Genomic DNA, 11,609 nt, shown 5'->3' with positions numbered 1-11,609 from the left:
GCCCCTGCGCCGCAGCCGGCACCCACCCCTGCGCCGCAGCCGGCGCCTGCGCCGGCACCCGCATCGGCCACTCAGCTGTCGCCGTCGACTCTCGCAGCGCTCGCAGCGCTGCCGCTTGTCGTGCCCGACGTGCCCGCCGAGACGCCGCATTCCTCGGCGCCCTCGTCGCCGGTCGTCCCCGAGAACCCGATCCACGTTCCCGAGGTTGCGCCGGTTCCCGCCGCACCCGCATCGCTTCCAGTGCCGGAGCCCGAGATCTCGGAACCACCGGCGCCTGCGGTCCACGTCATGCCTGCCGAGGAAGTCGTGAGCGCGCCGCCTTCGCTTCCGCTGGAGGTCTACCCGGCCATGCCGTCGCTCGGCGAGTTAGGGGAGTCTGCGCTTCAATCGACTGCGGCCTTTGAGTGGGTGCAAGACGCTGCTCCCGCCGAAGCGCCCATCCCTGCTGGTGCACCGGTCGAACAGGCTGCCGAAGCCGAATGGCGAGCACCGGAGGTCCCCACGGAAGTTGCGGCCAAGGCGACCCATGAGGTTGCCTCCACCGCGCCACCACAGTGGGCTCCACCCGCGATCCCGTCGGCGCCGGAAGCCGCGCTGCTCGTTGGAGCTGAGCTTCAGCCCGAACCCTCGGCGACGCCAGCACCCGAGCCCCCGCGCGTCCCACGGCAAGCACCAGCCACAGGCTCCACGGCCGACGTGGCACCCCTACCTGAGCCTATCGCGCGGCAAGCGCCGGCACCTACCCCGATCTCGGCAACTACCCCCGCACCTGCCCCCGTCCAGCCGCCTGTGGTACCTGCCCCCGTCCAGCCGTCCACACCCGCCCCGGTCTCGGCGCCCGTCCCAGCTTCGGCGCCTACGCCTCAACCTGCGCCTGCCGCTGCAGCCGAGCCAGCTCGACCGCGGCCGGCGGCCGTCGTCCGAGCCGCGCCCCCGCGCGCTGCAGAGTCTCCCTTGGTTCCCGCGGGGCAGCCCGCACCAGCGCCGGAGCACCCGCATCGGCCGAAAGCTCACGTTCGGGTGGCACTCGAACCGACGAGCGCGGCGTCGTCGCCGTCCACCTCCCACGAGGCGCTTGCGCCACAAGGCCTGCGCAGCCAAGCGCCCGACCTGTTCATGGTCGCCCCAGTCGAGATGTGGTTCGGGGAAGCACGTGTCGGCGTCAAGGCTGGCACCAAGACGTACGAGCAGTTCCGGCGCTACGCCGACATCCTGCTCGGCGACCTTAAAGACTAGGCCCCACAATCCCGATACAGCAGTAGTGGACCAGGTTAGTTTGGACCTGGCCCCTCGTAGTCAGCGTGCTGCGCACGTCGGCATCGCGCAGTCGTAGAAGAGGTCGTAGTGGCAGAAACAGGGCAGCGCCTCGGCCAGCTCCTTATGCGGTCAGGCATCATCACCGAACGGCAGCTCAACGACGCGCTCGAGGTCAATCGCGCGACGGGCAGCCCTATCGGTCGCGTCCTTGTGGACCTGGGATATGCGAGTCAGGGTGCCATTCTGTCGGTAATGGCGCGTCAGATCGGAATCGAGTACATCGACTTCTCCGAGCGTCGTCCCGAGCCGTCCGCCGTCGCACTTGTCCACCGAGAACTTGCCACCCGCTACACGCTGATGCCGATCGAGATTCGCGATGGCGTTCTCGTCGTTGCGATGGCCGATCCGCAAAACGTGCTGGCTCTCGACGACCTGCGCATCATCACGGGGCACGACATCAAGCCCGCGATCTCTACCAAAGACGACATACTCGCGGCCATCGACGAGTACTACAAGGTTGCCGAGCACGAAGACACGTCCGACCTGTTCCTCGGCGAAGATCTGTCGAGCGACGAGCTCGACCAGCTCACGGACGTCATGGAAGAGGCGCCGGCGGTCAAGCTGGTCAACTACATCATTCAAAAGGCACTTGCCGATCGCGCATCCGACATTCACATCGAACCGCAGGAGATCAACCTGCGCGTGCGCTTCCGAGTGGACGGCGTGCTGCACGAGGCTATGCCTCCGGCTCCAAAGTCTATCCAGACCGCCATCATCTCGCGCTTCAAGATCATGGCCGAGATGGACATCGCCGAGTCTCGCAAGCCGCAGGACGGGCACTGCGCGGTCACCGTGGCCGGCCGCAAGATCGACTTTCGCGTCTCGACGCTCCCAACCGTCTACGGCGAGCGCATCGTTCTGAGAATCTTGCGCACCGACTCCATCCTGCTGCAACTCACCGACCTCGGCTTCTTGCCGCAGTCGCTCGAGCGCTTCCAGTCGTCGTTCACCAAGCCCTACGGCGCCATTCTGGTTACCGGTCCGACTGGGTCGGGCAAGTCGACGTCGCTCTACGCGGCAATCAACGTGCTCAACGACCCCGCCCGGCACATCATCACCGCCGAGGACCCGGTCGAGTATCGTCTCCCCGGAATCAACCAATGCCAGATCAGCGCCAAGGCGGGGCTCACGTTCGCTCGCTCGTTGCGTTCGTTCTTGCGCTGCTCGCCAGATGTCATTCTCGTTGGTGAGATTCGCGACGAAGAGACGGCCAAGATCGCGATCGAATCGGCGCTCACGGGCCACTTGGTGCTCTCGACGCTGCACACCAACGACTCGGCCGGCGCGGTCACGCGGCTCATCGAAATGGGAGTCGAGCCGTTCCTCGTCTCCTCGGCGGTCGACTGCGTGCTCGCACAGCGCCTCGCCCGCAAGCTGTGCCCGGACTGCCGAGAAGAGTGGACCCCCAAGCGCGAAGTGCTCATAGACGCGGGCTACACTGCCGATAACTTGCCTGACAGCGTGTTCCGCTCCGTCGGATGCAAGAAGTGCGGAGGCACTGGCTATCGCGGACGAATCGGTGTCCACGAGGTGCTGATGATGACCGAGGAGATCAGCCGGCTGTGCGTGGAGAACGCGACAGCCGAGGAGATCAAGGCGGTCGCCGTCGACCAGGGAATGCTCACGCTGCGTCAGGACGGACTTGAGAAGGTAAGAGCGGGACTAACGTCCATCGAAGAGGTCGTACGAGTCATCGTCTAGCCAAAGTCGATGACAAGGGGCACAAGGAGTCACCATGGCAACGTTTATCTACGCAGTGCGGGACAAGGCCGGAAAGGTCGTCAAGGGGCGGCTCGACGGCGAGAACAAGGATGCGGTGCAGACTCGTCTAAGTCAGATGGGCTACATCATCCTGGAACTCGACCAACAGGGTGCGCTCGCTTCGCTCGGCGAGATCAAGTTCGGCTCGGGCGTGAAGGTCAAGGACGTCACGATCTTCGCCCGCCAGTTCGCGACGATGATCAACGCCGGCCTGTCTCTCACGAAGTGCCTCTCGATTCTGAGCGCACAGACGGAGAGTCCTGCTCTGCGCACGGTGATCGCTCAGATCGGGAAGGACGTCGAGGCCGGTCAATCGCTTTCCGACTCCCTCGCCAAGCACCCAAAGGTATTCCAGCCCATCTTCATCAACATGGTTCGCGCAGGTGAGACCGGCGGTGTTCTCGACGAGGTTCTGCAGCGCGTTGCAGACCACCTAGAGTCGGAAGCCTCGCTTAAGGCAAAGATCAAGTCCGCGATGACCTACCCGATCGCCATGTTTTGTCTGGTCATGGTCGTATTGGCCGCGATGATGGTCTTCGTCGTCCCGACGTTCGAGAAGATGTTCAAGGACATGGGCGGCACGCTTCCTCCCATCACCCAGTTCCTCGTCGATGCGTCGCACTTCGTGGCAAGCATCTGGGGTCTCGTTGCTCTCATCGGAATAGTGGCCCTGGTCGTCACGTTCCAATGGTGGTCGAAGGGCCCCGGCAAGACCATCTGGGACGCCACAACGCTCAACATGCCGATCTTCGGGTCGCTCGTTCGCAAGATTTCGCTCGCGCGCTTCTGCCGCACGTTCGGCACGCTTGTCTCGGCGGGCGTTCCGATCCTGACGGCGCTCGATATCGTGGCTGACACGTCTGGCAACAACATCGTCGCCGGCGCCGTACGGCACGCACGCGCGGCCATCAAAGAGGGGGAGACCCTCGCCAAGCCACTTGCCGAGACCAAGGTGTTCCCGACGATGGTCGTTCAGATGATCGGCGTCGGCGAGGAAACCGGCGCGCTCGACACGATGCTGAACAAGGTCGCCGACTTCTACGACGAAGAGGTCTCCACTGCCACCGACGGCCTGACGTCTCTGATCGAGCCGCTGATGATGGCTTCACTGGGTGTCATCGTCGGCGGCATGGTCATCGCGCTGTACCTGCCTATGTTCCAGGTCATCACGCTCGTCAAGTAGACCTGAATCGCTCGGAGCGTTGAGGGAGGGTTGCGGAATCGCCGCGATCCTCCCTCTTTGCGTCATCTAGCTGCGGATATGTGACCCACGTCACAACACAAAGAGATTTGTTGGAATTCTGAGAGAAAAGCCTCAAGTCCCCCTGCCCAGTACCGATAACACATCTGTCAGGAGTGGGGGACAAAAGGTCGCCCACGCATCCCCAACAGGGGGAAAGGAGGTGCGAGGTCATGAAGATGTTCCGTAAGAGTGAGGGCTTTACCCTCGTGGAACTCATGGTCGTCGTACTTATTATCGGTATCCTTGTTGCTATCGCCGTCCCGATCTTCAATGCCGCCAAGGGCTCCGCTCAGCAGAAGACCTGCTTCGCGAACCAGAGGACCATTGAGGGTGCAGTCCAGTCGTACCAGGCCGCCACTGGCGCCCTGCCGGCCGCTGCCACCGTCAACAGCTCTCACGTGCTGATCACCGGTGGGTACATCAAGAACGCCCCGACGTGCCCGCTGGGTGGCCAGAACTACGCTCTGGACGCTTCCGGTACCGTCACGGCTGCTAGCCTCACCTGCGGTCACCCTCACTACTAGGCCTACAACGATCTACCTGAGTACTTGAACGCATGAGGGCCGGCGGGGCGGTGTTCGCCCCGCCGGCTTCATGTCTTGAGAAGTTCGATGGCGAAAAGGTGCGGCTCAGTCGTACCAAGCCTCGACTGGCAGCTTGCCAGCCGCAGGAACTGTCAACGCTTCGCACGTGCTCGTCACGGGGTCCTACATCAAGCGGGCGTCGACATGCCCGCTCGGGCTCGAGAACTACGCACTCGACGCATCGGGTACGATAACTGCCGCAAGTCTCTCTTGCGGGCACGCGCACTACTAGGATTCAGCGCTTGCCAAACCACAGAAGGGTCGGCGCACTCTCGCCGGCCCTTCTTGCGTTGTCGTGCCGCATGCGCGTCGATGCTTCGCTATTCTGTAGTCAGTCGCACCTCACGCTACTCCACTCTATCCGAGGAGAATCCTGATGGGCTACGAGGCCCTGCCGCAATGGCTATGGCTCACAACGCTGTTCCTGTTCGGCCTGATCTTTGGGTCGTTCGGCAACGTCGTGATCTGGCGCCTTCCTCGGGGTGAGTCGCTTTCCAGCCCACCGTCGCACTGCCCCAAGTGCAACAAGCCCATTCGCCCGTACGACAACATTCCGGTCGTCTCGTGGCTGCTGCTCGGCGGCAAGTGCCGAGACTGCGAGGCGCCCATCTCGCCGAGATACCCGGGCGTAGAGCTGCTCTCGGGCATCCTGTGGCTGGCTGCGGGGATTCGCTTCGGCGAGTCGTTCGCTGCGCTTGCCGCCGTCGTGCTGTTTTACCTGCTGACGCTTCTAGCGTTCATCGACTGGGACACGATGCGCCTGCCCAACTCTCTGGTTGGCATGATGGCCGGGTTCGGACTGCTCGGCGCACTGGTGTCGCAGTTCGGGCAAGTCGCCATAACGCCGCTGTTGGTGTCGGCTGCAAGCGGGCCACTGGCGCAGCCCATCTGGAGCGCGCTGGCGGGGGCGGTTGCCGCAGCGGGCATCGTGCTGGTGATCGGGGGGATCTACTCGGCGGTTCGAGGCGGTCAGGGGTATGGTGCCGGAGACGTCAAGCTGCTCGCGGCGATGGGCTTCTTCCTGGGGCTCTACAGCCTCATGGCGCTGTTCATTGGAACGCTGATCGGTGCGGTCTACGGCGTGGTCTCCGCGCGTCGCTCGCGCGAGGGCGGGCGGCACAAGTTCGCGTTTGGGCCGTTCCTCGCCATCGGTGGAGTGATCACCGTCCTGGTTGGTCCTTGGATCTGGGCGTGGTATGCCGGGATCGCCCGCATTGGCATGTGACAGGAATCACAAAAAGGTGCACGAAATCGCTTCAGTCCAGCTGGCGCGTTGACGATACACTGCAAGACAGCGGGATCAGCAGGCTGTCGGCCGGACCGCAAGCGCTACGAGCATGCCGCTCTAGTAGCACCCGGGGCGGCGGCGGCGACCTAACGGAAACCGCAGGTCAGGACGTGTGGTCCGGTGGTTGGAGGTACTGCAGAGCGTTGTGGTATAGTCACGAACGGGACCATCGCTGTAGCTTTTATCGCAGACTTGACGTAGCAGTGATCGAGGGAGGGTAAGCGTTGGCATCCCTGTTCTTCGTGGGCGCCCCACCACCACCGGTGGGCCTCGACATCGGAACGGACTTCATTCGCGCTGCCCAGGTCAAGTCGACCAGTGGCGGATTCGTTCTGTCGAACTACGGCTGGGTGGCAATGCCCTTTGGTGCTGTAGTCGAGGGCGAAATCGTCGATCCTGAGGCCGTATCTGGTGCACTTCGCGAACTCTGGAAGCGCTTTGGTTTCCGCGTCTCCGATGTGGCTATCGGCGTTTCGAGCCAGAAGGTCGTCGTACGCCTCATCGACCTCCAGTTCATGGAGCGCGACGAGCTCACCAAAGCCATCCAGTACCAGGCCCAGGACTACATTCCGTACCCTGTGGACCAGGCAATCCTCGACTTCCAGATCATCGGCGACTACATGACGCCCTCCGATGAGCACATGATGGAGGTGCTCCTGGTTGCCGCGCCGCGCGAGATCGTTTCGAATGCCGTACAAGCTGTTGAAGGCGCCAAGCTCAAGCTCGCGCAGGTCAACGTCACCGCGTTTGCCCTCGTGCGGGCACTTCTCGGCACGACGCCAAGTTGGTTCAACGAAGAGGTTGAGAACGCTGGCGAGGCGCTGGGTATCGTGCACGTCAGCTCGGGACTCACCAACATCGCCGTTGTCGAGCGGGGCATTCCGCGCTTCACCCGCGTCTCTTCGCTCGCGGGCAACCAGTTCACCCAGGCCGTCGCCAATGTGTTGAACCTGACGTTCGACGAAGCCGAGGAACTCAAGAACACTGCCGGACTGCCAGCAATCGATGCCGCTCCCGGCACCCCGGCTCCGCAGGAGGAGCCCAACGTGCAGGCCGCGCAAGAGGCGCTCGAGCGCGAAGCGAACAAGTTCATCGCCGAGGTGCGCCGTTCCCTCGACTACTACCTGACGCAAGCGACTCAGGTGCGCACCATCAAGCGAATCTACCTGACGGGCACCGGCTCTCAGCTCAAGAACCTTGCGAGCTACCTCGAGAAGGGGTTGCAGACCCAGGTCGTCATCGGCGATCCACTGTCGCATGTTGCAACGTCGCCAAACACCGAGCAGATCGTCATGGCCGACCGCATGGGCTGCGCGCCCGCGATCGGACTGGCGCTCGGGGGGCTGTCGTAGATGTTCAGGATCAACCTGCTTCCGAAGGAAGTCCTGGAGCGCCGCCGGTACGAGGGTTGGTACCGCTGGGTGGGCATCGGCGCAATCGTCGCCATCGCCATCATGCTGCTCATCTACGCTGGCCTCCTCATTGAAGCCAAGAGCCAAAACGATCAGCTTCAGGCGATTCTGGAGTCGGCAAGCTCGCAACGCGTGTTGGCCGAGCAGCTCGCCATCTTCCAGAACAAGGAAGCCGAGCTGCAGGCGCGCCAGAGTATTGCGCAGACGGCGCTCGCCGGCCGTGTCAACGTGGGTCAGGTCGCCGAGGACGTCTCGCTCGTGCTGCCCGATGAGGTATGGCTGGACCTGCTCACGATCAATCAGACCACCGGCATCGTTATGACGGCGCAGACGCCTCGCAACTCGGGCGAGTCCGACGACGTGGCGTACAAATCGGTCGCCAAGACCCTCGTACGCCTCAACGAGCTGCCGGAGCTCTACGACGTCTGGTTGACCACAGCCGTCAACGATCAGTGGGGGGCATGGGCGCCGACCACTACCAACGACGGCAGCAACATCCCGGTCAACGTCGTTACCTTTGGAGCGACTACGAAGGTCGTCATACCTCCTGCGGCCAGCACTCCTGCCGCCGCAGCTCCAGCCTCCCCGTCCACGCCAGCCGCCGCCGCCCAAGGCGCGGTCAATGCCGCCAACTCGGCCGGATCGCAGTAGGTGAGGCTGAGATGAAGATAGGACCTCGCGAACAGATCGGAATCGCTATCGGGCTCACCGTCGTGGTGCTGATAGCTATCTTCGCCTTGCTTGTGTGGCCGCAGTGGCAAAAGCTCGGCGAGACCGACAAGTCGATTGCCGACGCACGGACTCAGGTCCAGACCGCAAAGGCCCTGTTGGCCACGCGGGAGGACAGTAAGCAGCATGCGTCTGATACCGACGCGAAGTGGATGCGTCTGGCTAACCTCGTGCCGGACGGGCCCGACCTGCCGTCGCTCATCGTCGAGTTGCAGGACGGCGCCTTTGCCTCGGGTGTTCAGATGCTGGGAGTCACGCCGTCGACGCCCGTCGCCACCGCTAACTACTACTCAATCCCGATTCAGGTCGAGGTTGTTGGCTCGTGGGCCGACACCGTCGACTACCTGCAGCGGATCATGAAGTTCAGCCGCGGCATTCGTATCGTCGAGTCGAGCACCGTCCGGGTGAACAACCCTGACCTGATTGCCAGGGAGAACCTGAGTATCCCCGACTACTCCCAGAAGACTGTCATCAAGCTCGAGGCATACATGATCCCGACATCCGCGGGCGCAACTTCTACCGCGCCTGCCGCCACCGCTCCTGCAACCGGACAGTGAAGAGGAGCTGACGGTGGTCGACGCCCCCAACAACTTTGATCCGCAGCAGCCAACGGTGCCTGTCACTGAGGAGAAGCCGGTTGGCTTCTTGGCGAGCACGCTGGGCAAGGTCGTAATCGCCGCAGTCGCCTTGGTGGTCGTTATCGCGGTCATCGGCACGCTCGTTTGGATGGCGTTCTTCAACACGCCGTCGTCTCAAGCGCCAGGCAAGGCTGTTACCCGCATGGTGACACCGGCGACCAGCGCGTCGGCCACTGGATCCGCCGCAGCGGCTGATTCCGACCCCATCACAGACCCTCCAGAGAAGCCCCTGGAGAGCACCTTCACGTTCCGCAACGTCTTCGCGCCCACGGTCAAGAAGCCGACGGCCGACAGCGTGATCGCCTCGATCACGGCGCCGGTGGTCACCTCGACGACATCTGGGAGTTCGAGTTCTGCGGCAAGCCTTCTCGCCAAGGCCGACAAGAACACACTGTACCTCGTGAGCATTCAGACGGTGGACAGTCAGAAGACCGCGACCTTCATCTGGAACGGGACTCTCTACTCGCTCCAAGCGGGCGGCACAATCGCCGACACACCCTGGAAGGTAGTCAGCATCGGTGACTCGTCAGTCGTGATGCTCTATGGCGACACCCAGGTGACCCTGACAACGGGTCAAGGCCTGTCCAAGTAGCTGTCGCAGCGGGTGCGCTAGACTGCTCCTCACCGCTGCCATTGAACTCGACAACCGCTCTTGGAAGGGTCACGCCATGCGTTACACGACTGCCGGTGAATCCCACGGGCGCGCACTCACGGCGCTGCTCACGGGCGTGCCCGCTGGCATCCCCGTTACCGCCGAGGACATCGACCGCGATTTAGCGCGCCGTCAGCGCGGCTACGGACGCGGCGGTCGCCAGAGCATCGAGACTGACCGGGTGACGATTCTCTCCGGCGTGCGCTTCGGGAGCACGATCGGCAGTCCGGTCGCTCTGGCCGTGACCAACCGAGACTGGGACAACTGGACCGACGTGATGTCTGCGTCGGGTACCAAACCCGACAACATCCGCGAGACCCATCCACGTCCCGGACACGCCGACCTCACCGGTGTGCTCAAGATCGCCTCGGACGACACGCGCGACATCCTGGAGCGCGCCAGCGCGCGCGACACCGCCGCACGCGTTGCGGCGGGTGGCGTCGCCAAGGCGCTTCTCACCGCGCTAGGTGTCAGCGTGCGCTCCTACGTGTACTCGATCGGCGACATACAGATGCCGGCTGTCGCCCCGGCAGCTGTCGATGCCGAGCTCGTCGAAGCGAGCGCCGTTCGGTGCCCCGACTTCGAGACGAGTGAGGCGATGAAGGTCGCAATCGACACAGCGCGCGCCGACGGCGAGTCGCTCGGCGGGACGTTCTACGTGACGGCAACGGGTCTGGTTCCTGGTCTTGGCGGCTACGCCGAAGCCACTGAGCGCCTCGACGCTCGGCTCGCGGCAGCAGTCATGTCTATCCCCGCGATCAAGGGATTTGAGGTTGGCGACGGATTCCGCCTCGCCGATGTCCCCGGCAGCCAGGCTCATGACCCTATCCACTATACGGCCGGGCAAGGCTTTACTCGGCCGAGCAATCATGCGGGTGGCCTCGAAGGCGGCATGACGAACGGTGAGCCTCTCGTGGTGCGCGCGGCTATGAAGCCCATCCCGACGCTGATGCGCCCGCTGGCGAGCGTGGACATCGACACGCTAGAGCCGGTGGATGCGAGCAAGGAGCGCAGCGACGTATGCGCGGTGCCAGCAGCCGCAATCGTCGCGGAGGCCGAGGTCGCGCTGGTACTGGCCGATGCCTACCTGAGCAAGTTTGGCAGCGACACGCTGGTCGACATCGTCGCGGCCCGAGATGCGTATCTCGCGAGGATCGCGCGATGAGCCACATCTTCCTCATAGGGTTCATGGGTGCTGGAAAGACGACGGTCGCTCGACTGCTGGCCGACCGCTTGAACAGGCCGTGCGTCGACGTGGATGATATCATCGAGGCCTCCGCCGGACGATCGGTTCGCGCGATCTTCGAAGATGAGGGCGAAGTCGCGTTTCGCGCTCTCGAAAGTGAGGCGCTGCTTTCTCTGGAGTCGGCGCAGCCCAGCGTGGTTGCGTGCGGTGGCGGCATCGTGCTTCGCGACGAGAATCGCTCCGTGCTCAAGCGTCTCGGGTGCGTCGTATACCTAAAGGTGAGCGCCGGCGAGACGCTCGCACGCGTGGGCGCCGACGGCACGCGGCCGCTCCTCTCCGGTCCCGGAGGCGTTTTGGCGGCTACCAGCTTGCTCGAGGCGCGCGAGACTCTCTACGCCGCGGTCGCCGATGTCTCCGTCGACACAGTGGGCCTGAGTGCCGACCAGGTTGCCAGCCAAATTGTCTCCGTCATCGAAGGGCTGTGCGCATGAGTGAGTTTCGCCGCATCCACGTGGGCACGCAGGGTGGGGCCTACGACGTCATTGTGGGCCGTGGGGTCCTCGGACAGGCAGGCGATCTCGTCGCCGGCGTGGCGCGCGGGCGTCGGGTCGCGCTTGTGAGCGACTCAAACGTCAGCGAGCTGTTCGGAACGCAGGTCGGCGCCAAGCTGATCACGGCACAGCTCGACGTACGGCCACTCACTTTCGAGGCGGGGGAGACGTCGAAGAACTGGCAGGTGGTAGGCGAGGTTGTCGAGGCGTTCGCCGATTCAGGGCTCGATCGGCTCGACACCGTGATC

The 11,609-nt window shown here is 63.7% G+C and carries 12 protein-coding genes; all 12 read left to right on the top strand.

All coding sequences use genetic code 11. From position 1 onward, the window contains the following. Positions 1 to 1,236 (top strand): hypothetical protein (locus P4L93_00455; protein ID MDR3685423.1); only part of this gene is annotated, 1,236 nt, incomplete at its 5' end. Positions 1,237 to 1,380: 144 nt separating this feature from the next. Further along, positions 1,381 to 3,018 carry an ATPase, T2SS/T4P/T4SS family gene (locus tag P4L93_00450; protein MDR3685422.1) on the top strand — a complete coding sequence of 546 codons (1,638 nt, stop codon included), beginning with the start codon at positions 1,381 to 1,383 and terminating at the stop codon, positions 3,016 to 3,018. 34 nt (positions 3,019 to 3,052) lie between these two features. Next, complete coding sequence (locus P4L93_00445) at positions 3,053 to 4,261, top strand: type II secretion system F family protein (GenBank protein ID MDR3685421.1); 1,209 nt, start codon at positions 3,053 to 3,055, stop codon at positions 4,259 to 4,261. Positions 4,262 to 4,491: 230 nt separating this feature from the next. Further along, entirely contained in the window at positions 4,492 to 4,845 is a 354-nt protein-coding gene (locus tag P4L93_00440; protein MDR3685420.1) for a prepilin-type N-terminal cleavage/methylation domain-containing protein, read from the top strand. A 436-nt stretch (positions 4,846 to 5,281) separates the two neighbouring features. Continuing rightward, positions 5,282 to 6,130, top strand: a complete 849-nt coding sequence (locus tag P4L93_00435) for a prepilin peptidase (protein ID MDR3685419.1) — start codon at positions 5,282 to 5,284, stop codon at positions 6,128 to 6,130. A gap of 287 nt (positions 6,131 to 6,417) precedes the next feature. After that, on the top strand, positions 6,418 to 7,545 hold the full coding sequence (gene pilM / locus P4L93_00430) for a type IV pilus assembly protein PilM (protein MDR3685418.1): 1,128 nt from the start codon (positions 6,418 to 6,420) through the stop codon (positions 7,543 to 7,545). Further along, positions 7,546 to 8,256, top strand: coding sequence for a hypothetical protein (locus P4L93_00425; protein ID MDR3685417.1), 711 nt, complete (start codon positions 7,546 to 7,548; stop codon positions 8,254 to 8,256). It abuts the gene before it with no gap. 11 nt (positions 8,257 to 8,267) lie between these two features. Continuing rightward, entirely contained in the window at positions 8,268 to 8,891 is a 624-nt protein-coding gene (gene pilO, locus P4L93_00420) for a type 4a pilus biogenesis protein PilO (protein ID MDR3685416.1), read from the top strand. A 13-nt stretch (positions 8,892 to 8,904) separates the two neighbouring features. Further along, positions 8,905 to 9,564, top strand: a complete 660-nt coding sequence (locus tag P4L93_00415; protein MDR3685415.1) for a hypothetical protein — start codon at positions 8,905 to 8,907, stop codon at positions 9,562 to 9,564. Between the two features lie 76 nt (positions 9,565 to 9,640). Continuing rightward, on the top strand, positions 9,641 to 10,789 hold the full coding sequence (gene aroC / locus P4L93_00410; protein MDR3685414.1) for a chorismate synthase: 1,149 nt from the start codon (positions 9,641 to 9,643) through the stop codon (positions 10,787 to 10,789). After that, positions 10,786 to 11,301: a shikimate kinase gene (locus P4L93_00405; protein MDR3685413.1), complete on the top strand. Its 516-nt coding sequence runs from the start codon at positions 10,786 to 10,788 to the stop codon at positions 11,299 to 11,301. The genes aroC and P4L93_00405 overlap by 4 nt, the downstream gene beginning before the upstream one ends. Continuing rightward, positions 11,298 to 11,609, top strand: a 312-nt coding sequence (locus P4L93_00400) for a 3-dehydroquinate synthase (protein MDR3685412.1), incomplete at its 3' end; no start/stop codon positions are given. The genes P4L93_00405 and P4L93_00400, both read left to right, overlap by 4 nt.

This window comes from Coriobacteriia bacterium (genome assembly GCA_031292615.1).
Taxonomy (GTDB): Bacteria; Actinomycetota; Coriobacteriia; order Anaerosomatales; family JAAXUF01; genus JARLGT01.
Note: the sequence above shows the minus strand (reverse complement) of the source record. Positions and strands in the feature narration are given on the sequence as shown.